General features: G+C 59.3%; 22 protein-coding genes and 4 pseudogenes. 17 read left to right on the top strand and 9 right to left on the bottom strand.

Going from position 1 to position 24,610, the window contains the following annotated elements; all coding sequences use genetic code 11:
• Positions 1 to 114: 114 nt before the first annotated feature.
• The 5 genes and pseudogenes from AC13RM_RS11490 to AC13RM_RS11470 form a co-directional block, all read right to left on the bottom strand.
• Positions 115 to 492: pseudogene (locus tag AC13RM_RS11490) on the bottom strand (integrase); the annotation flags it as partial.
• A complete protein-coding gene (locus tag AC13RM_RS11485; RefSeq protein ID WP_488554980.1) occupies positions 492 to 878 on the bottom strand; it encodes a type II toxin-antitoxin system VapC family toxin in 387 nt (128 codons plus the stop codon). The gene AC13RM_RS11485 and the pseudogene AC13RM_RS11490, both read right to left, overlap by 1 nt.
• The gene (locus AC13RM_RS11480; protein ID WP_106999493.1) at positions 878 to 1,135 is read right to left on the bottom strand and encodes a type II toxin-antitoxin system VapB family antitoxin; all 258 of its coding nucleotides are present in this window, start codon (positions 1,133 to 1,135) and stop codon (positions 878 to 880) included. The genes AC13RM_RS11485 and AC13RM_RS11480 overlap by 1 nt, the downstream gene beginning before the upstream one ends.
• A 112-nt stretch (positions 1,136 to 1,247) precedes the next feature.
• A pseudogene (locus tag AC13RM_RS11475) lies at positions 1,248 to 1,619 on the bottom strand (transposase); the annotation flags it as partial.
• Positions 1,620 to 1,904: 285 nt separating this feature from the next.
• Positions 1,905 to 2,132: a hypothetical protein gene (locus AC13RM_RS11470; RefSeq protein ID WP_285177481.1), complete on the bottom strand. Its 228-nt coding sequence runs from the start codon at positions 2,130 to 2,132 to the stop codon at positions 1,905 to 1,907.
• Positions 2,133 to 2,606: 474 nt separating this feature from the next.
• Here AC13RM_RS11470 and AC13RM_RS11465 point away from each other — a divergent pair, with 474 nt between their 5' ends.
• The 3 genes from AC13RM_RS11465 (at position 2,607) to AC13RM_RS11455 (ending at position 5,967) form a co-directional block, all read left to right on the top strand.
• A complete protein-coding gene (locus AC13RM_RS11465) occupies positions 2,607 to 3,290 on the top strand; it encodes a YoaK family protein (protein ID WP_488554979.1) in 684 nt (227 codons plus the stop codon).
• 150 nt (positions 3,291 to 3,440) lie between these two features.
• Positions 3,441 to 4,424, top strand: coding sequence for a UDP-glucose 4-epimerase GalE (galE, locus tag AC13RM_RS11460; RefSeq protein WP_285177487.1), 984 nt, complete (start codon positions 3,441 to 3,443; stop codon positions 4,422 to 4,424).
• Positions 4,402 to 5,967 (top strand): alkaline phosphatase family protein, encoded by a 1,566-nt coding sequence (locus tag AC13RM_RS11455; protein ID WP_488554978.1) that lies wholly within the window; start codon positions 4,402 to 4,404, stop codon positions 5,965 to 5,967. Before galE ends, AC13RM_RS11455 begins: the two co-directional genes overlap by 23 nt.
• 71 nt (positions 5,968 to 6,038) lie before the next feature.
• On the opposite strand, the gene AC13RM_RS11450 is transcribed toward AC13RM_RS11455, so the two are convergent.
• Positions 6,039 to 6,545, bottom strand: coding sequence for a DUF1993 domain-containing protein (locus AC13RM_RS11450; protein WP_488554977.1), 507 nt, complete (start codon positions 6,543 to 6,545; stop codon positions 6,039 to 6,041).
• Positions 6,546 to 6,915: 370 nt separating this feature from the next.
• Between AC13RM_RS11450 and AC13RM_RS11445 the strand changes: the two genes are divergently transcribed.
• The 13 genes and pseudogenes from AC13RM_RS11445 to AC13RM_RS11385 all read left to right on the top strand — a co-directional run bounded on the left by AC13RM_RS11445 (position 6,916) and on the right by AC13RM_RS11385 (position 19,797).
• Complete coding sequence (locus AC13RM_RS11445; protein ID WP_113231302.1) at positions 6,916 to 7,842, top strand: sugar ABC transporter substrate-binding protein; 927 nt, start codon at positions 6,916 to 6,918, stop codon at positions 7,840 to 7,842.
• Between the two features lie 72 nt (positions 7,843 to 7,914).
• Positions 7,915 to 9,456: a sugar ABC transporter ATP-binding protein gene (locus AC13RM_RS11440; protein ID WP_488554976.1), complete on the top strand. Its 1,542-nt coding sequence runs from the start codon at positions 7,915 to 7,917 to the stop codon at positions 9,454 to 9,456.
• A 32-nt stretch (positions 9,457 to 9,488) separates the two neighbouring features.
• On the top strand, positions 9,489 to 10,514 hold the full coding sequence (locus tag AC13RM_RS11435; protein WP_374824246.1) for an ABC transporter permease: 1,026 nt from the start codon (positions 9,489 to 9,491) through the stop codon (positions 10,512 to 10,514).
• Positions 10,515 to 10,703: 189 nt separating this feature from the next.
• Positions 10,704 to 11,762, top strand: a complete 1,059-nt coding sequence (locus AC13RM_RS11430) for a dipeptidase (RefSeq protein ID WP_488554975.1) — start codon at positions 10,704 to 10,706, stop codon at positions 11,760 to 11,762.
• Positions 11,763 to 11,810: 48 nt separating this feature from the next.
• On the top strand, positions 11,811 to 13,451 hold the full coding sequence (locus tag AC13RM_RS11425) for an ABC transporter substrate-binding protein (protein WP_488554974.1): 1,641 nt from the start codon (positions 11,811 to 11,813) through the stop codon (positions 13,449 to 13,451).
• A 21-nt stretch (positions 13,452 to 13,472) separates the two neighbouring features.
• On the top strand, positions 13,473 to 14,540 hold the full coding sequence (locus AC13RM_RS11420) for an ABC transporter permease (protein WP_488554973.1): 1,068 nt from the start codon (positions 13,473 to 13,475) through the stop codon (positions 14,538 to 14,540).
• Complete coding sequence (locus tag AC13RM_RS11415) at positions 14,537 to 15,463, top strand: ABC transporter permease (RefSeq protein WP_041677726.1); 927 nt, start codon at positions 14,537 to 14,539, stop codon at positions 15,461 to 15,463. Before AC13RM_RS11420 ends, AC13RM_RS11415 begins: the two co-directional genes overlap by 4 nt.
• Positions 15,460 to 16,293: an ABC transporter ATP-binding protein gene (locus tag AC13RM_RS11410; RefSeq protein WP_488554972.1), complete on the top strand. Its 834-nt coding sequence runs from the start codon at positions 15,460 to 15,462 to the stop codon at positions 16,291 to 16,293. Before AC13RM_RS11415 ends, AC13RM_RS11410 begins: the two co-directional genes overlap by 4 nt.
• Entirely contained in the window at positions 16,290 to 17,039 is a 750-nt protein-coding gene (locus AC13RM_RS11405) for an ABC transporter ATP-binding protein (protein WP_488554971.1), read from the top strand. Before AC13RM_RS11410 ends, AC13RM_RS11405 begins: the two co-directional genes overlap by 4 nt.
• A 168-nt stretch (positions 17,040 to 17,207) precedes the next feature.
• Positions 17,208 to 17,387 carry a hypothetical protein gene (locus AC13RM_RS11400; RefSeq protein WP_488554970.1) on the top strand — a complete coding sequence of 60 codons (180 nt, stop codon included), beginning with the start codon at positions 17,208 to 17,210 and terminating at the stop codon, positions 17,385 to 17,387.
• Between the two features lie 162 nt (positions 17,388 to 17,549).
• Positions 17,550 to 17,708, top strand: a complete 159-nt coding sequence (locus tag AC13RM_RS11395; RefSeq protein ID WP_167078058.1) for a hypothetical protein — start codon at positions 17,550 to 17,552, stop codon at positions 17,706 to 17,708.
• A gap of 354 nt (positions 17,709 to 18,062) precedes the next feature.
• Positions 18,063 to 18,233 (top strand): annotated as a pseudogene (locus AC13RM_RS11390) (hypothetical protein); the annotation flags it as partial.
• A gap of 367 nt (positions 18,234 to 18,600) precedes the next feature.
• The gene (locus AC13RM_RS11385; RefSeq protein ID WP_488554969.1) at positions 18,601 to 19,797 is read left to right on the top strand and encodes an OpgC family protein; all 1,197 of its coding nucleotides are present in this window, start codon (positions 18,601 to 18,603) and stop codon (positions 19,795 to 19,797) included.
• A 366-nt stretch (positions 19,798 to 20,163) separates the two neighbouring features.
• On the opposite strand, the gene AC13RM_RS11380 is transcribed toward AC13RM_RS11385, so the two are convergent.
• Together AC13RM_RS11380 and AC13RM_RS11375 are read right to left on the bottom strand one after the other, a co-directional pair.
• A complete protein-coding gene (locus tag AC13RM_RS11380; RefSeq protein WP_440478882.1) occupies positions 20,164 to 20,442 on the bottom strand; it encodes a helix-turn-helix domain-containing protein in 279 nt (92 codons plus the stop codon).
• 16 nt (positions 20,443 to 20,458) lie between these two features.
• Positions 20,459 to 21,781, bottom strand: a complete 1,323-nt coding sequence (locus AC13RM_RS11375) for a type II toxin-antitoxin system HipA family toxin (RefSeq protein WP_488554968.1) — start codon at positions 21,779 to 21,781, stop codon at positions 20,459 to 20,461.
• Positions 21,782 to 22,108: 327 nt separating this feature from the next.
• Here AC13RM_RS11375 and AC13RM_RS11370 point away from each other — a divergent pair.
• Positions 22,109 to 22,479: pseudogene (locus AC13RM_RS11370) on the top strand (transposase); the annotation flags it as partial.
• A 90-nt stretch (positions 22,480 to 22,569) separates the two neighbouring features.
• Here AC13RM_RS11370 and AC13RM_RS11365 read toward each other — a convergent pair.
• Positions 22,570 to 24,339 carry a glucan ABC transporter ATP-binding protein/ permease gene (locus tag AC13RM_RS11365; RefSeq protein WP_113231312.1) on the bottom strand — a complete coding sequence of 590 codons (1,770 nt, stop codon included), beginning with the start codon at positions 24,337 to 24,339 and terminating at the stop codon, positions 22,570 to 22,572.
• Positions 24,340 to 24,610 lie beyond the last annotated feature (271 nt).

Raw genomic sequence — 24,610 nt, 5'->3', positions numbered from 1 at the left:
GGAAAACGGCAGGCTTATACCCGGATGCGTTGTCTAGGAGCTTTTTTGGACAATCCAACGAAAGCGAAGATACGGGTTTTGGGGCTGGTAATGAGTAGTGGCGAGATAGCGACAGCGATCCTTTCGATCGATCGGCATGCCGCGTTGCGTGTAATTCCAGGTGAGTGCGGACAGCCGCCGTTCGATGGTCGACACAGAGTTGGCCTTCATACCACGTTCGGCGGTGCCGGACGTACGAGCGGTGATGTAGAGGCCGACGATTTGTGGATCGGCTGAAAGGGGCGTCAGGTTCGAGCGCCGACACCAGGCGGAAAAATGCTCCTAGTCGCTGGCATAGGCTTTGCGCGTGTTGGCGGAGCTGGCCGCCTCGACGTAAGTGCGGGCGCGGTCGGTGAGTTCTTGCAGGTGCGCGGGTAGGCTGGATGTCGGCTGCGCGGCGGGGGAGGGGAGGTAATCGGTTCGATCATCCTCGCGCTCCGTGTCGCTGGTCATCACGCTGCCTCGATATCGGTTTGGGAAAAGTCGTTGCCGATAAAGAGCAGGGCTTCATCGGCGCGTCTGGCCAGAGCATAGGAAAAGCAATCGGCAAAATTCAGGCTGGCCGGATGGCGGCCCTTGCCATAGGTCAGCCAGGCTTGCGTTGCCAGATCCACCAGGTCGGCGTCGACCGGAATAATCTCCGCTTCGATTTTCGTCAGCCAAAGGTCGATCTCGGCCAGGGTGTGTTCACCGCGCCGACTGATGAGAACCATGCGGGCCTCGAGCACGCAAGTCGCAGGCACCAGACGGATCGGATCAGCGACCAGCGAGCGTTCTAACCGCAAAGCCTCAGGCTCGTTGCGTAGTATCGCGACGATGGCGGAGGTATCGATCACCATCAGTTCGGAATTCCGTGCTCGTCATAGCCGACGATGTCCTCATCGCTGCGATTGTCGAGGTCCGGCAATCGCGCCACCCGTTCGCGGATGGCGCGCAAGTCGCCAAGCAGGCGCTCCTGCGCCACATCACCGTATCCCAGGCGATGTAGGCGTTCGGTGAGGGCCTGATGAATGGCGGCGGTCTTGCTGATGCCCTGACGGCGGGCGAGTTCGTCGGCAAGCGCGACGGTGGCCGGGTTTTTGATGTTAAGAGACATGGGAGACTCCGATATTCTACCTTTTTATCGATTTCTACCGTGAAGGCGGCGCTGTGTCAAATACGTCCGATGAGGCGATATCGGACATAATTACTCGGCGACAGGCCGATGCGGCTGCGGTCGAAAGGGTGTCGTGGATCGAAAGCTTGCGTGGCCTTCCATGGCCGGCGACCGGAAAGATCAATGCAACATCATGAGGATAAACCTTCTGATGCTTGGGAATACCGACAGCCCAGGTGAGATTGCGTGCACTGAGCCCCTGGCGAAACGCTGCCGACAGACCATAGCCAGCATCGGCAAGCACGGTACCAAACCGCACACCCGCGGCAATCAGCCGATCGATCTCGCTGAGTGCGATCTTCGGTTTGGTGCGGGATAGCCGCATCTCCTCGGGAACATCAGCCTCAGCCATCCGATCCTGATCGCTGGTCCAACTCTCGGGCAGGAACAGCCGTAAGCCCACTGGGACGGGAACATTGCCTCGATCGCCTACGATTTCGACATCTCAGGCGAGGTCTCAACGCCAAAGCCCCGTCTATCGCCTCTCCGCCAAGAGCCCACGTGGCAACGCGTCAAGATCGGCGGCATCTGGAAAAGAATCAGAATGGAGGCGACTATTTCACTCTCTCCGTCAATACTGGCTATGGAAGGCTTAACGCCAACCTTGGTCGCTGTCCCGGTCAGGATGACGAAGAGTCGATGGCGGTCATACCCTGGGAATGACCACAATACTCGCAGTGCCCCAGCCGTCGGCCGGGGTGCCGTGAACTCAAGTGCGCTTCGATCCTCGAGCGAGCGCTTGGTTTGCCTTATCAAGGCAGATGGCGGCGCCTGCCAATAATATCGCGCAGGTCGAAGAGAAAATGGTGCCGCGCCAAATGCTATCCATGCCGACATCTAGCTGTAGAAATTGCAGGATAGCGCCGATGAAAAAGAAAATCGCGCAAAACCCTAATATCAGAATCAGGCCGTTCAGCACAAAGTTGATCTGTTTCATGTTGCTCGCTCACCTTCCAAAAAGGTGCCGGGTAAAACGGCTTCAACAAGATATAGTAGTTGCTTCCAGCCGGTTTTCCAAGTTGCGGTTCAGACGTCATTCCTCGGTGAGTACTCCAACAAGCGAAACAACCCGCCTTCAGCCCGGGGCGAAAGCAGCAACATTCTCGTTATCAGATCGCGTCCTTCCGTCGTCGCGATGTAAGCGATGTGGTCGTCGACCATACAGGCGGTAACATTGGGAGAGCCGCCGACAAATCAGGCTAAAATTCTACTGATCCTGAGCGATTCCACTGAATTAGGATGCGCTATTATTGTTGCATAACAAGGACATGTAGTCCTTTCAATTAAGAAGAGCGACAGGCAGTTTCCTTTTGCTGATGCTGGATGTTTGGTTTCCCGGCCAAGCAAGCATCTCGACATCAGCAGCTATTCCGCGCGATAAGGTCGGAGACGATAAGCGAACGAGAAAGCGATGAGGCCAAGTCTTCCTACCCTTCTGAGCATCAATGGCGGCTATGTCGACACCGCCGGCTTTCTTGCCCTGCACGGCCTGTTCACGGCGCATGTGACGGGTAATTTCGTCACGCTCGGCGCTTCCCTGGCGCTCGGAACCTCTGGCGCTTTGGCTAAGCTTCTCGCGCTGCCGGTTTTCTGCGTTATTGTCATTCTCGCCCGTCTCATTGGTAGCGATCTCTCGCGGCGCAATCTGCCGACGCTGCAGATCATCCTTACGCTGAAATTGCTGCTACTTGTGTTTGCCGCGATCCTGGCCATGCGCTTCGGCCTGTTCGGCGACGGGGACGGTTGGAAGCCGCTTCTAACGGGGATGACGCTTGTGGCGGCCATGGCCATCCAGACGACGGCACATCGCATTCATCTCGGCTCGACGCCACCGACCACCATGATGACGGGCACGACAACGCAGATTATGATCGATATCGCCGACCTGCTCCATGGTGCCAAGCCGGAAGAAAAGGCGGCGATGAAGGCGCGGCTTCGCCGCATGGGCGTCTCGGTTGGCGGCTTTGCCTTCGGCTGTGCGCTGGCTGCGGCCCTTTTTCTGTTTGTCGGCATGGCCTGTTTCCTTCTGCCTCCGGTGCTGGCGCTTGCCGGAATTCTCATGCATGCCGGCAAGGCGGAGGTGAAGCCGGCTTAGGTTTTCGCCTCAGCCCGTTCTCGATACTGCCAATCTTGCTCCTTCCTCCCGCCTTGCAAGTCGGCTACAGCTCTCTAAGTGTACGCGTCGGATCGAACCGGTCCGCCGCGTTTGAGGCGGCAAGTCCTTGTGAGTTAAGAAGGGATGGTCATGGCAGGAGAAACGGTGCTTGTGGTCGGCGGAGCCGGATATATCGGTTCGCACACTTGTCTGGATCTGGCGAACAAGGGGTTCAAGCCTGTCGTTTACGACAATTTCTCCAATGGTCATCGCGAGTTCGTCAAATGGGGTCCGGCCGAGGAAGGCGATATCCGCGATCGCGCCCGTCTCGATGAGGTGCTGGCCAAACACAAACCTACCGCCATCCTGCATTTCGCCGCGCTGATCGAGGTCGGCGAGTCGGTCAAGGATCCGGTTTCTTTCTATGAAAACAACGTTATCGGCACGCTGACCCTGCTGTCAGCAGCCCAGGCGGCCGGTGTGAAGGCTTTCGTCTTCTCCTCGACCTGTGCAACATACGGTCTGCCGCAGAGCGTGCCGTTGGACGAGAGCCACCAGCAGGTGCCGATCAACCCTTACGGCCGTACGAAATATATCGTCGAGCAGGCGCTCGCCGATTACGACCAGTACAAGGGGCTGCGCTCCGTCATTCTGCGCTATTTCAATGCTGCCGGCGCCGATTTCGAGGGGCGCATCGGTGAGTGGCATACGCCGGAAACCCATGCTATCCCGCTCGCTATCGATGCCGCCCTCGGTCGCCGCCAGGGCTTCAAGGTCTTTGGCAGCGATTATGACACGCGCGATGGCACCTGCGTGCGCGATTACATCCATGTGCTCGATCTCGCCGATGCCCATGTCCGCGCCGTGGAATATCTGCTTGATGGCGGCGATTCCGTCGCGCTCAATCTCGGCACGGGCACGGGAACGACGGTGAAGGAACTGCTGGGCACGATCGAGACAGTGTCCAATCGGCCGTTCCCGGTCGAGTATGTGGGCCGCCGAGAGGGCGATTCGACGACGCTGGTCGCCAATAACGACAAGGCGCGCGATATCCTCGGCTGGTCGCCGCAATATGATCTGACCGAGATCATCCAATCCGCCTGGAATTGGCATGCCAAGTCCAACCAGCACTGAACGGCGTTCCTCAGTTGTTGGGGGCAAACGCCCGAACGTCCTGCTGATTTCGGCCGACCAGTGGCGCGGAGATTGCCTTTCCGCCGTCGGGCATCAATGCGTGAAGACGCCGAACGTCGACGCGCTGGCAGAGGAAGGCGTCCTGTTCCGGCGGCATTATGCCGGAACGGCCCCCTGTTCGCCGGCGCGCGCGACGCTCTATACCGGCCTCTATCAAATGAACCATCGTGTTTGCCGCAATGGTTCACCGCTGGACGTGCGTTTCGACAATATCGCGCTTGCCGCACGCCGGGCCGGCTACGAGCCGACGCTGTTCGGCTATACGGATACGGCGCCGGATCCGCGCAGCCGAGATCCCCACGATCCGCATCTGACGACTTACGAAGGCGTGCTGCCCGGCTTTACGGCGCGGCAGCTTCTGCCCGAGCACGAGAAGCAGTGGCTCTCCTGGCTGCGGTCGCGCGGCCATGCCGATGCCGTCAGCCGCGATATTCATATTCCGGTCGGCGCCGAGCCCGGTGAGATTTCCAGCAATGCGCCTGCCTATTCCAGGGACGAGACGCAGACGGCCTTTTTAGCGGGTGAGTTCATCCGCTGGCTCGGAGAGCAGGATCAGCCCTGGTTCGCGCATGTTTCCTTCCTGCGGCCGCATCCGCCTTTCTCGGTGCCGGAGCCTTATAACCGCATGTTTTCGGCCGCCGACGGCCCGGCTTTTGCGCGCGCGGCCGATCGCGAGACGGAGATGGCGTCGCATCCGCTGCTTGCCTTCGGCCTGCCGCTGATCGGCAAAGGCGGCTTCATCTATGGCGGCAAGGGCTCCATCGATGAGTGGACGTCCGAGGATTTTGCGGCCATCCGCGCGATTTACTACGGCATGATCGCCGAGGTCGACGCGCAGCTTGGCCGGATCTGGCAAGCATTGAAGGATGCCGGTGCCTGGGACAATACGGTGATTGTCCTTACATCAGACCATGCGGAGATGATGGGCGATCACTGGATGCTCGGGAAGGGCGGTTTCTTCGATGGCAGCTATCATGTTCCGCTCGTCATTCGCGATCCCGGTCAACCCGCAATGCATGGCCGACAGGTAGAGCGTTTCACCAGTGCCGCGGATATTTTCCCGAGCCTATGCGACCGGCTTGGCATCGCGCCGGCAAACCATGTCGATGGCGAAAGCCTGTTGCCGTTCCTTGCAGGGTCCGAACCGGAAAACAGGCGCGATGCGGCTTTTTGGGAGTTCGATTTCCGCGATATCGCCGAGGGTATTCCGGAGGGGCATTTCGGCTTGCGGTCCAATGCCTGCAATCTGGCTGTTATGCGCGACGAGCGATTCAAATACGTCCATTGCGCCGGGCTTCCGCCGCTGCTCTTTGACCTTGAGAAGGATCCGGCGGAGCTGTCCAACGTCGCCGAAGACGGCGCCTATCTGGCGATCAGGCTTGCCTATGCGGAAAAGCTCCTTTCTCTTCGGGCGGAGCATTTGGACCAGACGCTCGCTTATACGGAGCTGACGGAAAAAGGGCCGGTTTCGCGTCGGCCCTGATCGGCTTCTGTCATTTACTTTTATGCAATTCCGGACGGAAAATCGTTGCGCCCTTTTCCTGGCATTGCTCTTTAGGCGAACGAGCCGAGATAGTTCATCTTGCCGACGGACAGCCCACGGCTGCGCAGGATGTCATGCGCCGTCGTCACGTGGAAGAAGAAGTTCGGCAGCGCGAATTTCGCCAGGTAATCTTCGCCTTTGAAGGTGATCTTGTTGCCTCCCGGCGAGATCGTCACCTCCCGCGTCTCGCTGCCTTCCATCGTAACCGAGGTGATCGTTGCCAGGAAATCCTGCGTTTTCTTCAGACGTTCGCGCAGGTCTGCGACGGTAACTTCATTGTCCTCGAAGCGTGGCGCATCGATGCCGGCAAGACGGGCGATGGCGAGCTTCGCCGTATCGGAGGCCCGCTGGTACTGGCCGGAGAGCGGCAGCATGTCGTCGATCAGGCGCGCGGAAACGAGTTCTTCCGCCGCAATGCCTTTTTCCGCCGCATAGGCTTCGACCTTGTCGAGATAGGCCGAAAGGTTTTGCAGGCCGCGTTGAAAGATCGGGACCGAGAAACTGTACATCGAGGGCATGCTTATTCTCCATTGCGGGCCGCGGCGCGGCCGGTTGGTTCGCCGACATTCTATTCCGTTCCCATGTCGATGGAATAACCGTTCCACGGTGCCGGCGCCCGTATGTAGGTTTGATCTTCCCATCTTGCAGCGGTAGCGACGAGAAAACTCGTCTTTCCCGGTCCGGCGATGCGCCCAGATTTTGCTGTTGACCTTTGTTCTGAAAAATGGAATGAATATTCCGCATAATGAATTTTACGGTTTGTTTGTTCCGTTTTCGATGTGGCCGCCATGGGAGTGGCGGCTGAATTGAATAGAGGCCCCGCAGTCGAGACTGGGGGCTCCGGCATTTAGGAGGGGTGTGGCCGGGCACCTTATCTGGGAGGAAAACATGAAGAAATTTATCCTTGGCTCTGCGATGGCTCTCCTGCTGTCGACCGCTGCCCACGCCCAAACCATCGGCGTTTCGATGGCTCTATTCGACGACAATTTCCTGACCGTTCTGCGCAACGGTATGCAGGACTACGCCAAGGACAAGGGTGTGACGCTGCAGGTCGAAGATGCCCAGAACGACATCGCCAAGCAGCAAAGCCAGATCCAGAACTTCATCGCCAGTAAGGTCGATGCCATCATCGTGAACCCGGTCGATACCGACGCGACGGCTGCGATTTCCAAGCTCGCCGCCGATGCCAAGATCCCGCTCGTCTACGTCAACCGCGAGCCGGCAAACGTCGACAGCCTTCCGGATAAGCAGGCCTTCGTCGCCTCCAACGAGCAGGAATCCGGTACGCTGGAAGCCAAGGAAGTCTGCCGCTTGCTGGGTGGCAAGGGCAAGGCCGTCATTATGATGGGCGAGCTTTCCAACCAGGCTGCCCGCATGCGCACCAAGGACGTCCATGATGTCGTGGCGACCGATGAGTGCAAGGGCATCAAGATCGTTCAGGAGCAGACCGCCAACTGGCAGCGTACCCAGGGTGCCGATCTGATGACCAACTGGCTTTCCAGCGGCATCGAATTCGATGCCGTGATCTCCAACAACGACGAAATGGCTATCGGCGCCATCCAAGCGCTGAAGGCGGCCGGCAAGCCGCTCGACAAGATCATCGTTGCCGGCGTCGACGCTACGCAGGATGCGCTTGCCGCCATGCAGGCCGGCGACCTGAAGGTCACCGTGTTCCAGGATGCTGCAGGCCAGGGCAAGGGTGCCGTGGACGCCGCGCTCAAGCTCGCCAAGGGCGATAAGATCGAGAAGAAGGTCTACATCCCCTTCCAGCTCGTCACGCCGGCCAACGTCAAGGACTTCGTCAAGAAGAACTGAGGACGAAATGATCGACGGATGCGGGCTCGAAAGCCCGCATCCTTTGAAATCCGATCTGCCCGGGAGGGAAAAATGGTTGTGAGCCCATCCACCATGGCGGCGGTGCGCGCCAGCGGCGTTGTTCCCAATGCCGCCTATCTGCTGAGCGCCGAAGGCATCCGCAAGGAATTTCCCGGCGTAGTCGCCCTCGACGACGTTTCCTTCCGCCTGAAGCGTGGAACGGTGCATGCGCTGATGGGCGAAAACGGCGCGGGCAAGTCGACGCTGATGAAAATCCTTGCCGGCATTTATATCCCCGATCAGGGCGAGGTGCGCCTCAAGGGTGTCGAAATCCGGCTGAAGTCACCGCTCGACGCACTGGAAAACGGCATCGCCATGATTCATCAGGAATTGAACCTGATGCCCTTCATGACGGTTTCGGAGAATATATGGATCCGCCGCGAGCCGAAGAACCGTTTTGGCCTCGTCGACCATGCGGAAATGAGCCGCAAGACCGAGGAGCTCTTCCGGCGCCTCAACATTTCCATCGATCCTGAAATCCAGGTGCGCGAGCTTTCGGTCGCGAGCCGGCAGATGGTCGAAATCGCCAAGGCGGTTTCTTATAATTCCGACGTGCTGATCATGGATGAGCCGACCTCGGCGCTCACCGAGCGCGAGGTGGAGCACCTCTTCCAGATCATCCGCGACCTGCGTGCCCAGGGCATCGGCATCGTCTACATCACTCACAAGATGAATGAGCTGTTCGAGATCGCCGACGAATTCTCGGTGTTCCGCGACGGCAAATATATCGGCACCCATGCTTCCACCGACGTGACCCGCGACGACATCATCCGCATGATGGTCGGCCGCGAGATCACGCAGATGTTCCCGAAGGAGGAGGTGCCGATCGGCGACACCGTGTTGTCGGTCAAGGATTTGAGCCTCGACGGCGTCTTCTCCAACGTGTCCTTCGACGTCAAGGCCGGCGAAATTCTCGGCGTGGCCGGGCTTGTCGGATCGGGCCGGTCCAATGTCGCCGAGACCATCTTTGGCGTGACGCCGGCCTCGTCCGGCACGATCGAACTTTTCGGCAAGAAGACCGAGATTTCCTCGCCGGCCGCCGCCATCCGTCAAGGCATGGCCTTCCTGACGGAGGACCGCAAGGATACGGGCTGTCTTCTCATCCTCAGCGTGCTGGAGAATATGCAGGTGGCCGTGCTGCACGACAAGTTCGTGCGCGGCGGCTTCGTGCAGGAGGGCGCGATCGAAGAGGCCTGCGAGGAAATGGCCAGGAAGTTGCGCGTCAAGACGCCGAACCTCGACGAACGCATCGAAAATCTATCCGGCGGCAATCAGCAGAAGGCGCTGATCGGCCGGTGGATGCTCACCAATCCCCGCATTCTGATCCTGGACGAGCCGACGCGCGGCATCGATGTCGGCGCCAAGGCCGAGATCCATCGTCTCGTTACCGAGATGGCGCGCAACGGCGTCGCCGTGATCATGATCTCGTCGGAAATGCCCGAGGTGCTCGGCATGAGCGACCGCATCATGGTCATGCACGAGGGACGTGTCACCGGATTCCTGGATCGTGCGGACGCAACTCAAGTGAAGGTGATGGAGCTGGCAGCGCAGTGACGCCGCCAATCATCGCAAGGGAGGACTGAACCATGGTTAGCAAAGTTGCAGAGGCGACCGCCCCGGCAGTCACACGGCCAAGACGTCGCCGCGTGCCGCCTGAACTCGGCATCTTCCTGGTGCTGATCGGCATCGCGCTCCTCTGCGAGATCCTCGGCTGGATCTTCGTCGGACAGAGCTTCCTGATGAACCTGCAGCGCCTCAAGATCATGATCCTTCAGGTCTCGGTTATCGGCATCATTTCGGTCGGCGTGACGCAGGTCATCATCACAGGCGGCATCGATCTGTCGTCGGGCTCCGTAGTCGGCCTGACGGCCATGGTTGCCGCGAGCTTTGCCCAGTCGTCGACATGGGCGCGGGCCGTCTATCCCGCACTGACCGACATGCCCTTCTTCGTGCCGATCGGCATCGGCCTGCTGATCGGTCTTCTTGCCGGCTACATCAACGGGCAGCTGATCACCAAGACCAAGATTCCGCCGTTCATCGCGACACTTGGCATGATGGTCTCGGCCCGCGGCCTGTCGAAGCTCTACACCAAGGGCCAGCCGATTTCGGGCCTCACCGACCAGTTCAATTTCATCGGTTCCGGCATCTGGCCTGTCATCGTCTTCCTGATCATCGCAATCGCCTTCCACATCGTGCTGCGCTACACGCGCTACGGCAAGTTCACCTATGCGATCGGCGCCAATGTGCAGGCGGCGCGCGTCTCGGGCATCAATGTCGAGGCGCATCTGGTCAAGGTCTATGCGATTGCCGGGCTTCTGGCGGGCCTTGCCGGCATCATCACCGCCGCCCGCGTGCAGACGGCGCAGGCCGGCATGGGCGTCAACTATGAGCTGGATGCGATCGCGGCTGCGGTCATCGGAGGCACGTCGCTGACCGGCGGCGTCGGCCGCATCGCCGGCACGGTGATCGGCACCGTCATCCTCGGTGTCATGATCTCCGGCTTCACCTTCCTCAACGTCGATGCCTATTACCAGGAAATCGCCAAGGGCTTCATCATCGTCGCGGCCGTTGCCATCGACGTTTACCGCCAGAAGAAGCGGGCCAAGCGCTGAATGCCCGACACATCATCAGCGTTGTAAAGCATGCTTTCAAGGCGGGGTATTTGCCCCGCCTTTTTCCATTCGAATATGCAGTTCCATGCAAATGCAAATTTTTTTCATTTTGGTATGGCGAATCCTGTCAGCTTTTCTATTCTGGCCGCTTTCCATTCGCTCACCCGAGCGCTTCATCCGGGATAGACAATGCAAGCCGTATTCGATGGTCACAACGACGTTCTCCTGAGGCTCTGGCATCACGCGCGCGACGGCGCCGATCCGGTTGCCGAATTCCGGGACGGGACGTCTAGCGGCCATATCGATGCGCCCCGCGCGCTGGCCGGGGGCCTAGCTGGGGGCCTCTGCGCTATCTATATTCCGTCGGGCGATCTCGTTTTTGCCGATCCCGATAGCAACGGTCATTATGCGACGCCGCTCGCGGCTCCGCTGGAGCGGGCGCCTTCTCTCGACATCGCGCTGGATATGGCGGCGATCGCGTTGCGGCTCGACCGCGCCGGCGCCTGGAAGCTCTGCCGTTCCACTGCCGAGATCCGCGATTGCATAGAGAAAAGAATTTTCGCGGCTGTGATGCACATGGAAGGCTGCGAAGCGATCGACGCCGATCTCGTCGCACTCGAAACCTTCTATGCAGCCGGCCTGCGCTCGCTCGGCCCGGTCTGGAGCCGCAACAATGTCTTTGCCCATGGTGTGCCCTTCGCCTATCCGAGCTCCCCGGACACAGGACCTGGCCTCACCGACGCCGGCTTTGCACTGATACGCGCCTGCAACCAGCTCGGCATCCTCGTCGATCTCGCCCACATCACCGAGAAAGGCTTCTGGGATGTGGCGAAGACCTCGGATCAGCCGCTGGTCGCGAGCCACTCCAATGCGCATGCGCTGACGCCGGTCGCGCGCAACCTCACCGACAAGCAGCTCGATGCCATCAAGGAGAGCCGCGGCATCGTCGGCCTCAACTATGCGACGGCGATGCTGCGCGACGATGCCCGCTCGGATGCCGATACGCCGCTCGAGGCGATGGTACGGCATGTCGATCATCTCATCAGCCGCCTTGGCATCGATTGCGTGGGCCTCGGATCGGATTTCGATGGCGCCACGATTCCGGCTGAGATCGGCGATGCAGCCGGTAACCAAAAGCTGATTGCCGCTCTTCGGAGCGCTGGTTATGGTGAAGCCGATCTTATAAAGCTGTGCAGGGAGAACTGGCTCCGCGTCCTCGCGTTCGCTTGGAAGGAAGGCAGCCGTTAGAGTGCGTACTGAATATTGCGTAGAGTTTAAAAAAGGGGAATGAAAACAATGATGATGACCAAGATGAACCGCAGTTTGCGCGCACTGTCTGCCGGCGTGGCTCTCTCGCTTCTGCTGATGGCGACGCCGAACGCATATGCTGCGACGCCCAAGGACACTCTGGTCGAGGGTTTTGCCTTCGACGACATTCTGAGCATGGATCCGGCCGAAGCCTATGAACTGTCGGCTGCCGAAATCACCGGCAACACCTATAGCCTGCTGGTCCGTCTCGACATCAACGATACCTCGAAGATCAAGGGTGACCTTGCCGAGAGCTGGTCTGTTTCCGACGATCACCTGACGTACACGTTCAAGCTTAAGCCCGGTCTGAAGTTCGCGTCCGGCAACCCGATTACGGCCGAGGACGTCGCCTGGTCCTTCGAGCGCGTCGTCAAGCTCAACAAGAGCCCGGCCTTCATTCTCACGCAGTTCGGCATCACGGGCGACAACGTCACGGACAAGGCCAAGGCGACCGACGCGAACACCTTCACCTTCACTGTCGACAAGCCCTATGCGCCGAGCTTCGTGCTGAACTGCCTGACGGCAACCGTTGCCGAAGTGGTCGACAAGAAGCTGGTTCTGCAGCATGTGAAGCCGGCAACGCCGACCGCCGACTACAAATATGACAACGACTTCGGCAACAGCTGGCTGAAGACTGGCTTTGCCGGTTCCGGTCCGTTTAAGCTGCGTGAATGGCGCGCCAACGAGGCTGTCGTGCTGGAGCGCAATGACAACTACTATGGCGAAAAGGCGAAGCTGAACCGCGTCATCTATCGCTTCATGAAGGAAAGCTCGGCACAGCGTCTGGCGCTTGAAAACGGCGATATCGATATCGCCCGCAATCTCTCGCCGACCGATCTTGAGGCTGTCGAGAAGAACGCGCAGCTCGCTTCGACCAGCGCGCCGAAGGGCACCATCTACTATATGAGCCTCAACCAGAAGAACGCCAACCTGGCCAAGCCGGAAGTGCAGCAGGCGTTCAAGTATCTGGTCGATTACGATGCCATCGGCAAGACGCTGATCAAGGGTATCGGCGAAATCCACCAGACCTTCGAACCGAAGGGCATGCTTGGCTCGCTCGATGAAAACCCGTTCAAGCTCGACGTCGCCAAGGCCAAGGAACTGCTGGCCAAGGCAGGCCTGCCCAATGGCTTCTCGATCACCATGGACGTGCGCAGCATCGAGCCGGATACGGGTATTGCAACCGCGATCCAGCAGACGCTCGGCCAAGCCGGCATCAAGGTGGAGATCATCCCCGGTGACGGCAAGCAGAAGCTGACGAAGTATCGTGCCCGCAATCACGATATCTACTTCGGCAACTGGGGCCCGGATTATTGGGACCCCCATTCCAACGCCGATACCTTCACCACCAACGACGACAATTCCGATACCAGCAGCAACAAGACGCTGGTCTGGCGCAACACATGGACCACTCCCGAACTGGAGAAGCTCGCCAAGGCTGCGCTCTTCGAAGGCGATGCGGCCAAGCGCGGCGCCATGTATCAGGACATTCAGAAGAAATTTCTGGAAGCAAGCCCCTTCATCATCCTCTATCAGCAGACGGAAGTCGCCGGCTATCGCAAGGATATCAAGGATTTCAAGCTTGGTCCGAGCTTCGACAACAACTTCGTCTGGCCGATCTCCAAGTGATGATCCGGCAGGACTAGATCTTTGAGCACTGTCGAACGGAAAATGCAGGTGCGGCCCAAGAAGGGCCGTGCCGCTCCCTTTTTCATGGGGCTGCTGCGATTCCTCGTCGTGGCCGTCACCACCTATCTGGGTCTTCTGGCCGTCACCTTTTTCATCGGGCGCGTCATACCGATCGATCCGGCGCTGGCGATCGCCGGCGATCACGCGCCGCAGCAGATATTGGAGCGCCTGCGGCGCGAGATGCATCTCGACCAGCCGCTTTATCTGCAATTCTATTATTATCTCGTGAGCGCGCTCAGCGGCGATTTCGGCACGTCGGTGCTGACGACCAATCCGGTCATGGATGACATCAGGCGCGTCTTCCCGGCGACGATGGAGCTTGCGACGGTCGGTACGATCATCGGCGCCGTGTTCGGGGTGCCCTTCGGCGTTCTTGCCGCCGTGCGTCGCAACAGCTTCATCGACCAGATAGTCCGCGTGATCGGCCTCGTCGGCTATTCGGTGCCGGTCTTCTGGCTGGCCATGGTCTCGCTCGTTATCTTCTATGCGAAGCTGAATTGGGTCGCCTATCCCGGCCGCATCGACATCGCTTATGAATATACTTTCACGCCGATCACAGGCTTCTTCCTGCTCGATAGCGCCATGCAGGGGCAATGGGACGTCTTTTGGGACGTGTTTCGCCACATCATCTTGCCAGCATCGCTGCTCGGCTATTTCTCGCTCGCCTATATCAGCCGTATGACCCGCAGTTTCATGCTGAACGAGCTGGGCCAGGAATATATCGTCGCTGCCCGTGCCAAGGGCCTTTCCGAAACACGGGTGATCTGGGGGCATGCGCTGCGCAGTGCCGCTGTCCCGCTGATCACTGTGATCGCGCTTTCCTATGCCGGCCTGCTTGAGGGATCCGTGCTGACGGAGATCGTCTTCTCTTGGCCCGGCATCGGCTTCTACATCACCAGCTCGCTGCGCAACGCCGATATGAACGCCGTTCTTGGCGGCACGATCGTCGTCGGTACCGTGTTCATCGGCATCAATCTGATTTCCGATCTTTTGTATCGGACGCTCGACCCAAGGACCCGACGTAAATGACAGTCGAGACCACCCAACCCAGCTTGAGGGACTGGCTGCTCTCCGATCGGCCGCAGTCGCGCCGGCAGGCGAGGTTAGGGCGTGCCTATGTCACTTGGCGCCAGTTTTCAGCCAATCGCCTGGCCGTCATCGGCCTGCTGATCATTATCGCGCTCGTGCTCGTGGCAGCACTTGCCGATGTCATCGCACCGCATTCGCCCGTTATTGGCGACCTGACCAATGCCTATCTGAAGCCTCCCGGCACGCCGGGCTATCTTCTCGGCACTGACGATCTCGGCCGCGACATCCTTTCGCGCCTCATCTACGGGTCGCGCTGGACGCTTTATATCGTCGTCCTGGTCGCAATCATCTCGGCGCCGATCGGGCTGATCATCGGTATGGTGTCGGGCTATCTTGGCGGCTGGGTAGATGTGATCCTGATGCGCATCACCGACATCTTCCTTGCCTTTCCGAAGCTGGTACTGGCGCTTGCCTTCGCCGGCGCGCTCGGCGCGGGCATCGAGAATGCCGTCATCGCCATCGCCATCACTTCCTGGCCGCCCTATGCGCGCCTGGCGCGGGCCGAGACGATGACGGTGCGGCGTTCGGACTATATCGCCGCGGTGCAGCTCATGGGTGCCTCGCCGCTGCGCATCATCTTCCGGCATGTCATGCCCCTCTGCATCTCCTCTGTGATCGTCCGCGTCACGCTCGACATGGCCGGCGTGATCCTGACGGCCGCCGGCCTCGGGTTCCTAGGGCTCGGCGCGCAGCCGCCGCTGCCGGAATGGGGCGTGATGATCGCAAGCGGCTTCAAATACTATCTCGATCAATGGTGGGTGGCGGCCATGCCTGGCATTGCGATCCTCATCGTCAGCCTCGGCTTCAACCTACTCGGCGACGGCCTGCGCGATGCGCTCGATCCGAAGGAGAGCGGGCAATGACGACGCTTCTGACCGTGGAGAACCTCAGGGTTCGCTATCCGACGCGCACCGGCGTCATCGATGCCGTGCGCGGCGTATCGTTCACGCTCGGCCGCGAGCGGCTCGGCATCGTCGGCGAGAGCGGTTCCGGCAAATCGCAGACCGGCCGTGCCATCATGGGGCTGACGCCGCCGCATGGCATCGTCACCGCCGACAAGCTTGACTTCAGCGGCATCGACCTCCTGTCGATTTCGGCTGGGGAACGCCGGTCGCTGCGCGGCAAGCGCATCGCCATGGTACTGCAGGATCCGAAATATTCGCTCGACCCGGTCATGACCATCGGCAAGCAGATCACCGAGACGCTGCGCACACATGAGAAGATCAGCAAGGCCGAGGCGCGGGACCGTGCCATGGCCATGCTGGAAGCCGTGCAGATCCGCGATCCAGGTCGTGTCTATGACCTGCATCCGCATGAAGTCTCGGGCGGCATGGGCCAGCGCGTCATGATCGCCATGATGCTGATCGCCGGGCCGGAGTTGCTGATTGCCGATGAGCCGACCTCGGCGCTCGACGTTACCGTTCAGCTCGATGTGCTCAAGATCATGGACAAGCTCGTGTCGGAGCGCGGCATGGGGCTGATTTTCGTCTCGCACGACCTGCGGCTGGTATCGTCCTTCTGCGACCGCGTGATCGTCATGTATGCAGGTAAGGTGGTGGAAGAGCTCAAGGCTTCCGAATTGAACAATGCCCAGCACCCCTATACGCGCGGCCTGCTGAACTGCATGCCAGTCATAGGTGAAAACAGGCATCCGCTGCCGGTGCTCGACCGCAAGCCGGAGTGGGCGGCATGACGACAGCGCTCGCAGTTGATGGCCTCAGCGTCGTCTATGATGGCTATTATGCGCTCGATGCCGTCGGCATCGAAGTGAACAAGGGCGAATCCTTCGGTCTGGTCGGCGAGTCCGGCTCCGGCAAATCGACGCTGCTGCGCGCCGTTGCCGGCCTTGCGCCCGTCACCGACGGCAAGATCCAGGTCGGCGGCGAACAGCTGAAGGGCGCCAGGCGCAGCAAGACCTTCTATCGTCAGGTGCAGATGGTGTTTCAGGACCCCTATGGCTCCCTGCATCCGCGTCAGACGATCGACCGGCTGCTGCTGGAGCCTTTGTCGATTCACGGGATCGGCGATACGGAGACCCGTATCGCCAGGGCGCTGGACGAAGTCGGCCTCGGAAAGGGCTTCCGCTTCCGCTATCCGCACCAGCTCTCCGGCGGCCAGCGCCAGCGCGTCGCCATTGCGCGCGCGCTGATCGTCGAACCGTCCATTCTGCTGCTCGACGAGCCGACTTCGGCGCTGGATGCTTCCGTGCAGGCCGAAGTGCTGAACCTTCTCGAGCAGGTGCGCAAGGACCGCCATCTGACCTTCGTGATGGTGAGCCACGATCTCGGCGTCATCACCCATATGTGCGAGCGCCTGGCCGTCATGCGCAACGGTGCGGTCGTCGAGAGGCTGACTGCGAAAGAATTGGCAGCCGGCGATGTCAAGGAAGATTACACGCGCAATCTGATGGTCGCCAGCAAGGGGTTTGTCCGCGCCTGAGGGGGCGACTTTTGCCTAGCGGCGCGTTAACGAATGGGCCGCTTAAACACGACCAATCGTATAGACTATTGACACCTGCCGCAATTCTGTCATGATCTCGTTAATGGCAGTTAACTTTCGTGATCCCGATGAGGGGTCACACGTTAAGTGGAGGCAGGCATGTTTTTCATGGGTGGCATGACCATGGGCTATCTTCATCCGCCGGTTCCGGCGAAACGAGAAGGTGCACGGTCCGCTACTCTTTCTGACGAAAACAGCCGCCGCCAGACCGGATCTGCCGAAGAGCAGACGGCCGATGCCAGCGCCATTGAGCGCAGCTTGATTTGGGCCCGCCGCATTCTTTGCTGAAGTGGCATTGCCGATCTTTCGGGTCCTCGAAATCCAGTGGTTTAATTTTTCTCAGCTGATGCTCTGGACGGAAATTCATCTCTACCTAGTTGATAGAAAATATATGAATATTTGTCCCAGGCTTGGCCTGAGAGACATATAAGAAACGAACGGAGGCGACACATGGCGAATTTGGGTATTTCGAATACGCATGTGAATCAGTTCGGTGGTTCCAAGCGTGCCGCCAAGACGCGGCAGAAGATTCAAACGGCTGTTCATGTCGTCCTGTTTTCGGCTGCATTCCTCTTCGTTGCGGCCATTGTTTGCGGTATCGTTGTTTAAGGCGACGTTTGGCGGGCGGCGGCTTGTTCCGCTGCTGATGTGAGGCCGATGCGGCCCATCTCTTGAAAATTGGCAAGTTTGCGGGTCCGGTCGATCAAGTCTGGCCGTTTTTCTCCTCGTGCAACTTCCGATCTCATTTCATTGGCAAACATTCTCTCCGGCGAAGGCGACAGGGCGCGTCGAGAAGGCGATGAATGCCGTGCCCGACAAGCTCGTCGATGACGAAACCGGATCATCCGGCTGTTCACGCCACCTTTCGCGAAGTCGGCGCGAGATCCGCGCTACATCAAGTCCTAACCGCCTCGTGTGCGGGAGAGCGGCGGCCAGCATACCCATGCGGCCATCTGGGTCGTCATGCCGCTGGCGGAGATGGATCCCGGCGGGATGCCTGGCAATTGCTTCGATATGCTGAACCCCATCAACCATGCACGCGATCGTGATCAGTCCGATACCTATCGTGTAGAGCCCTTTGTGGTTGCTGCTGCTATCTACGGCGAAGGACAATTGACGGGCCGTGGCGGCTGGACCTGGTACACAGGCTCCGCCGGCTCGCTGTATCGCGTCGTTGTCGAAGGCATTCTCGGTATCCGCGTGAAAAACGGCCGGCTCTTCGTCAAGCCGGCCCCCCGCCTTCGAACTGGGACGGCTTTGCGGCGGACATCGAACTGCCGAGCGGAAATTACCGTATTTCCGTCTCAAAAGCGCCCGATGCAGCGACATACTCGGTCACCATCAATGACAGGGCGATCGCCCATCCCGAAGAGGGCTATCCGGTCGGACAGTAGCGTTTTGCACTGTTTCGCTTCGACGATCGGGGCCAAAAGGGGAACTCTTTGGCCCCGATTGCATTTGAGTGTCGGAACAGGAGAGTTTTATGAATTCGAGGGCGAATATGAGCCCGGTGCTGGCACAACGCGTGAGTTTGCCGAAGCCGGTCTCCCAGAGGGATACTCGACTGGATGTTCTCAGGGCCTTGGCTCTGATCATGATCTTCATCAACCATGTGCCGGGGCAGATCTTCGAGGATTTCACGTCGAAGAATTTCGGATTCTCCGACGGCGCCGAGGCTTTCGTGCTGATCTCCGGCATCTCCGTCGGTCTTGCCTACGGAACCAAGTTTCTTCCGGGCAGTCGGCTGACAATGGCTTGGAAAGCGGTCAGGCGCGCCTTCACGCTCTATACCGCGCATATGATCACAACCTTCGTGACGCTGGTACTCTTCATTTCCGGCGCGTGGATTTTCCACCAAAAGGGCTTGCTCTGCGAAGTGAACATCCTTGCCCTGCTGATGGACCCGGCGCGCGGCATTCCCGCGCTGCTGACGCTCGGGCACCAGATCGGCTACAATAACATTCTGCCCATGTACGGCGCCCTGTTCCTGATGCTGCCGCTGATCATGCTGTTGGAGGCAAGGAGCCCCCTGCTTCTGCTCGCGATTTCGGTCGCCGTCTGGTTGGTATCCGGCATCTATTACATCGCGCCGCATACGACATTGCTTGACGGCTTCTGGTTCCTCAATCCGCTATCTTGGCAGCTGCTTTTTGTCATCGGCTTCGTCGCCAGCATGCATGTCAAGCGCGGCGGGCAAATTCCTGTTCATCCGGTCCTGATCGCGCTGGCCTGTGCCTATGTGCTCGTGTCCTTCATCTGGGTGACCGACAAGCTATGGGTACTCGGCGACTATCTCGCCACGCTCGGTCTGCCGACCGTCGTCTCCGGCTTCGACAAGACCTTCCTGTCCCTGCCGCGGCTGCTGCATGTGTTGGCGCTCGCGTATCTGATCGTTAGCATCCCCGCCATTTCCGCGTTCTTGCGCCGCTCGGCCAATCACCCGCTGACGATCCTCGGGCGGCATTCGCTGAACATCTTCGTTGCCGGCACCATCCTTGCCATGGCAGGCCAGGTCCTTCTCTACGTGACCAACAAGAGCCCCGTCGTCGGTGCTGTCTATGTCGTCTTCGGCATCGCTGTGCAGTTCCTCTATGCCTATCATCTCGAGCACAAGCGGCTTGAGCTTGCCGGCCAGCGTGCGGCGAAGGCGCCTGCAGCACCGATCGCAATGCCTGCTCATTTCGGAAAGCGTCATTGAAGGGTTCTTCCGCGCCGCGTGCTTGCGCGGTTCGGCCTGTCGATCTCCCGTCGTTGTCGAGCGTGCGACGGCCCGGCTCATGGGAATCGGCACTGACAACCGGACGGCCTGCTTAGTTTCGAGTGCAAGTTCTGATCCGATGCCGGTCGGGTGCCGACCCTAACTCCAGTCGGCATTCGTCCGTATTGACCTCCGATCAGAAACGGAAAGGCCCGGTTTTCCCGCCGGGTCTTTCTTCGTTTTGGCTGGCCTGTATTTGACCGGCGTAAGTTCGTGCAGGTAGAGGCCCTTCACCCTCACCCCGTCTGCGGCAGAGCTATCGCATATGTGGGACGAGCACCGAAAACTCCTGGAACAGGCAGCGATTCAACTGCTTTTAGGAACAAAGCCAATTCCGAACCCAAACAATCGACCAATCTTTTCTAAGGTTTCAAGTGTGGGGTTTGCCATACCTGATTCAATCTCGGCAACTTGGCGCCTTGTAAGTGACAGGGTCTTGGCGAATTCCTCTTGGGTCATTCCGAACCCTTTTCGTATCTCCATCACAGCATCCGGCAGCCTAAGGTCCCCTTGTCGAGCACGCTCCGCCAGCTTTCGTCTGTTTTCAAGAATTTCTTCCTTCGTGGGCTTCTTCCATCGGGCCATTAACATTCCTCAGGCATCACTGGCATGCCGCCACAACGTTATCCGCGATTTCCTTACAGCGCCCCATGGCACGCTCTAACACCTCTGGAGATGCCCCCATGCGCTTCGCCAGCTCTGGTGCGTGCTGTAGATGTTGTGCAAATGCACAGATCGAAGCCGTTAGGAGTTCCTGCTCGGCAGGAACGGGCATCAGTTCAGTGCAAATGCGTTTCCAATCCGGAAGATGGTCGCGACCACCGTCGCGCATCATGGCCCATCGGGTGGAACGGACAATTCCCTCCTTGGCGAGCCGCATAGGAGCGAAGTCAAAGAGCGGAGACAGGCGGACCGTGCCGTCTTGATGCTTGCTGAGTGCTGAATTCCGGCCGTGATTGTCGGGATTGCCGAGCGCTAGGTTAGCGATGTCGCGCTTTAGGTATTCGACTATGTCCGCGAAGGGATCGGCTGAAAATTGACGCAGAACTTCAATATAGGCCTCATGCGTGCCGACATGGCCGAAGTCGGCCACTCCAACCGCTGATACCAGGCTTTCCTGACCCAGTCGGACTGTTTCCCCGCGTTCCATCTTCCTCCGATCGAAACGGGGAATGATCAAGACGCCTTCGGCGTAAGTCGAGGGTTCGCTGACGTTCAGACCAATCTCTTGGGCGATCCGCGAATAGAGGGCTTCGCCTTCCAGAATGAGGCGGTCTACAGGCTCGTTGCTGCGTACCAGCTTGACGATGACATGGCGCATGGCCTCATCGTCGGTGACGAAACTGTCAGGATAGTAGAGCCCGTCTTTCGCCTTGGTCATTGAGACCTTCGGCCATTCGCCTTGGAGGCCGCTTGAGCCAGAGGCGAGCATTCCAAAGCGATCAGCGACTTCCATGAAACGATCTGAGCGCTCAAGAATCTCCGCTTCTGTAACGCCTTGACGCTCAACACCTCGCAATCTTTCCGTTTCGGCTTCAGCCGCTTCCCTGATGCGGATGTTGCCAATGCCACCTGTAGCTGATCGCAGAAGCAGCGGGAGATCGGAGGCGCGCGAGCCTTCCGCGAGCCCGAGGTGTTCGGCAAGCTTTCGCCTTGCATGGCCCTGTGGCATAAGGTCCAAGAGGAAGGGCGGCCAGCTACGGCTATATCGATTTTCGAGATCTACGGGATAACGGACCGACAAGGCGCGATGGTCATGAACTGTCTTTCCGGCCGCAAATTCCGCCGATGCCATTGTAACGAAGTAGTCGAGATCGTAATCGACGATGGACGCGCCCTGAAAGCCGGCGTCGTCGTCCTTTAGCTCTAGGGTGGCAGCGTAATGCCACTCACGATTTAAATGGGTTTGGAGCGTTAGGCGCATTTAATGACCCTTTCAGTGGATCAATTAACGCATCTTTTTTATTTATTCAACCCATCAAAGTGGGTTAAATAATTTCTGTCACATTGCCAACTACCAAAACGCGGCCAACGTTTATCGCGGACTAGTGTTCCTATCGACAACATCCAAGGCGCCGTAAGCCGGGCGGAAGCCGCGGCCAGCTTGTATTTCAACGTTTGATGACTGGGTTCCTCGTGGCCCGATGCCGAAGGGTATCGAGATCGGGTCCTTGCGACGCTGGATGTGGAAGAGATCAAGGCCGCATGGCGCGCAATTGTCGAAGGGAAGATGCTGGATTAAGAGGACGATGGCGAATACCGTTCGACCGGATCGTCGGCTATGGTGCTGCTCGACGACGTAGTGAATGCCACAGCGTTCCGTACCTAGGTCGAAAAGGTTCTCGTGCCAACACTGATCCCCGGCGACCTATCGTGATGGATACCCGGCCTGCGCATAAAGCCGAAGGCGTGCGGCAGGCTATTGAAGTGGCCGGCTGCCAGCTGCTCTACCACCCGCCCTATAGCCTGGACTTTTAACCCCACCGAAATGCCTTTTCCAAGCTCAAAGCGCTCCTTCAAGCCAGAGCAAAGCGCACCGTCGAAGGACTGTGGGACACAGTCGGCGAGATCGTTGCGTTTCTCAAACCCCAAGAATGCTCCGACGACTTCACGGCGCGCGGATTGACCTCGCGTAAAATGGGCGCGCTCCAGGCAACAAAAAGCCAGGAGAGCGTCGCTCTCCCGGCTTCGATCTTGGGCCCCTTGCGAAGATCAGGCGGCTTCGTTTTCCGTTGCGTGTGCCTTGCGGACTTCCTCGTCCGTCAGGATACCGCTGGCGCGCAGCAGGGCGGCGAAGCGGCCGTTGCTCTGGCTGAGCTCGTTGAAGCTGCCATTCTCGATGATGCGACCATTGTCCAGGAAGAGGACCATGTCGGCCTCGCGAACCGTCGACAGGCGGTGCGCAATGATGAAGGTCGTGCGGTTCTGGCGCAGGTTGTCGATCGCGGTCTTGACCCGGTTTTCGGTTTCGACGTCGAGCGCACTGGTCGCTTCGTCGAGCACGAGGATCGGCGCATCCTTGAGGATGGCGCGGGCGATCGCGATACGCTGGCGTTCACCACCCGAGAGCTTGTTGCCACGCTCGCCGACCCGGGTATCGTAGCCGCCTTCGCGGGTTTCGATAAAATCGTTGGCGGCGGCGGCCTGGGCGGCGCGGATCATTTCCTCCTGCGTCGCACCTTCACGGCCAAGGCGGATGTTATCGCTGATCGAACGGTTCAGCAGGCCGGCATCCTGGAAGACGGTGGCGATGAAGCGGCGCAGCGACTTGCGGGTCACCTTGGTGATGTCGTGACCATCGACGAGGATCTGGCCCTTCTGCGGATCGAAGACACGCTGCAGCAGGTTGACGAGCGTCGTCTTGCCGGCGCCGGTCGGGCCGACGATGGCGACGGTCTGGCCAGCCTTCACCTTGAAGGAGATGTCGTGCAGGCCCTGCGACGAATTGGCGAAGCCGAAGGAGACATCGCGGAACTCCACTTCGCCCTTGACGTCCTTGATTTCGGCAAGGCCGGCCGGCTCTTCGCGGTCACGAACCGAATCTTCCAGCGTGTAGAAGTCTTCGAGCTTGGCGCGAGCTTCGAAAATCTGGTTGGCGAAGTTGCGCAGCTGCTCCAGGCGGCCGATCAGCACGTTGGCAAAGGCGATGAAGGTGATGAGCGCGCCGAGGCTCAGGCTGCCATCTTGGACAAGAACGGTGCCGATCATCAGGATCGCCATCATGGCAACGGTCGAGGCCGTGCGGTTCAGCGCGCCGGCAAGCGCCCACCAGTCGAGAACCGGATACTGAGCCTCCAGCAGACGTTCGGTGAACGACTTCAGCGCTTTGGTTTCAGCTTCGATGCGGTTGTAGCTGTGCAGCACCGACACGTTGCTGATCGAGTCGCTCACATGCGAGAAGACGGTATTGTAATGGCTTTCGACCGAAGTCTGGCCATCCTTCGTGCGGCTCATGACCAGACGACCGATGATCCAGTAGAAGACACCGAGCAGGACGAGGACTGCGGATAGGCGCAGGTCCATGGCCATGGCCGTCGGGATCATGACGACGAGCGCGACGGCGGTCGTGAGGTGGTTGCGCATGAATTCGAGCCACAGGCCGAACAGCGCTTCGCAGGCGCGAAGCAGCGTGTTCAGCGCACTCGCCGTGCCGCGCTGGCTATGCCAGGAGAGCGGCATCGAGATGATGCGGCCGAATGCTTCTGTTAGCAGGGAGGCGCGGCGGCCATGCGCAAGGCGGTCGGCCTCGCGGGACACCACGATGAAGGCGACAGCACTGAAGACGGCAAAGCCGGCCCACAGCATCATGGTCGGCGTGACGGCTTCTTTCTTGGCAATGGCGTCGAAGATGCGGCCGAACAGAACCGGCTCATAGATGGTGGTCATCGCAAGCGCGATGTTTGCGGCTACGACCATCCAAACGCGGTATCGATACGCGCCAAGATACTTCAGGGCTCTTGCATAGACTTTGAACAGTGACACGTCAGGCACCCTCTGTGCATCAGCAAAACTCGGAATGCTGCGACACTACAGATCGGTACCTGAACCGGCGATTAACGGAATCTGAAGCTGTTTTTTCAGGAGAATTTCCCGCCTGGCGCGTGCTGCCGCAGCGAGGTGCTATCGGTCGCCGCAGAAATGTGACAATTTGGGGACGACCCTGCCGCCACATCGTCCGTTACTATTAAGTCACGCCGAAGGCGGCCATTCAGGGTTGAACGGCAAAAAAATCGCCAAAGGCGTTCAATTTTGC

This window comes from Martinezella sp. CNPSo 3732 (genome assembly GCF_057784515.1).
The sequence above is the reverse complement of the archived record's forward strand: the minus strand, read 5'-3'. Positions and strand labels throughout refer to the sequence as shown.

Excerpts from the sequence above, each read along its gene's own strand:
- AC13RM_RS11485 (WP_488554980.1), bottom strand. The coding sequence starts at position 878 with ATGGTGATCGATACCTCCGCCATCGTCGCGATACTACGCAACGAGCCT.
- AC13RM_RS11455 (WP_488554978.1), top strand. The coding sequence starts at position 4,402 with ATGCCAAGTCCAACCAGCACTGAACGGCGTTCCTCAGTTGTTGGGGGC.
- AC13RM_RS11405 (WP_488554971.1), top strand. The coding sequence starts at position 16,290 with ATGACGACAGCGCTCGCAGTTGATGGCCTCAGCGTCGTCTATGATGGC.
- AC13RM_RS11465 (WP_488554979.1), top strand. The coding sequence starts at position 2,607 with ATGAGGCCAAGTCTTCCTACCCTTCTGAGCATCAATGGCGGCTATGTC.
- AC13RM_RS11480 (WP_106999493.1), bottom strand. The coding sequence starts at position 1,135 with ATGTCTCTTAACATCAAAAACCCGGCCACCGTCGCGCTTGCCGACGAA.
- AC13RM_RS11385 (WP_488554969.1), top strand. The coding sequence starts at position 18,601 with ATGAGCCCGGTGCTGGCACAACGCGTGAGTTTGCCGAAGCCGGTCTCC.
- AC13RM_RS11375 (WP_488554968.1), bottom strand. The coding sequence starts at position 21,781 with ATGCGCCTAACGCTCCAAACCCATTTAAATCGTGAGTGGCATTACGCT.
- AC13RM_RS11440 (WP_488554976.1), top strand. The coding sequence starts at position 7,915 with ATGGTTGTGAGCCCATCCACCATGGCGGCGGTGCGCGCCAGCGGCGTT.
- AC13RM_RS11410 (WP_488554972.1), top strand. The coding sequence starts at position 15,460 with ATGACGACGCTTCTGACCGTGGAGAACCTCAGGGTTCGCTATCCGACG.
- AC13RM_RS11435 (WP_374824246.1), top strand. The coding sequence starts at position 9,489 with ATGGTTAGCAAAGTTGCAGAGGCGACCGCCCCGGCAGTCACACGGCCA.
- AC13RM_RS11445 (WP_113231302.1), top strand. The coding sequence starts at position 6,916 with ATGAAGAAATTTATCCTTGGCTCTGCGATGGCTCTCCTGCTGTCGACC.
- AC13RM_RS11430 (WP_488554975.1), top strand. The coding sequence starts at position 10,704 with ATGCAAGCCGTATTCGATGGTCACAACGACGTTCTCCTGAGGCTCTGG.
- AC13RM_RS11470 (WP_285177481.1), bottom strand. The coding sequence starts at position 2,132 with ATGAAACAGATCAACTTTGTGCTGAACGGCCTGATTCTGATATTAGGG.
- AC13RM_RS11425 (WP_488554974.1), top strand. The coding sequence starts at position 11,811 with ATGATGATGACCAAGATGAACCGCAGTTTGCGCGCACTGTCTGCCGGC.
- AC13RM_RS11400 (WP_488554970.1), top strand. The coding sequence starts at position 17,208 with ATGGGTGGCATGACCATGGGCTATCTTCATCCGCCGGTTCCGGCGAAA.
- AC13RM_RS11380 (WP_440478882.1), bottom strand. The coding sequence starts at position 20,442 with ATGGCCCGATGGAAGAAGCCCACGAAGGAAGAAATTCTTGAAAACAGA.
- galE (WP_285177487.1), top strand. The coding sequence starts at position 3,441 with ATGGCAGGAGAAACGGTGCTTGTGGTCGGCGGAGCCGGATATATCGGT.
- AC13RM_RS11395 (WP_167078058.1), top strand. The coding sequence starts at position 17,550 with ATGGCGAATTTGGGTATTTCGAATACGCATGTGAATCAGTTCGGTGGT.
- AC13RM_RS11415 (WP_041677726.1), top strand. The coding sequence starts at position 14,537 with ATGACAGTCGAGACCACCCAACCCAGCTTGAGGGACTGGCTGCTCTCC.
- AC13RM_RS11450 (WP_488554977.1), bottom strand. The coding sequence starts at position 6,545 with ATGCCCTCGATGTACAGTTTCTCGGTCCCGATCTTTCAACGCGGCCTG.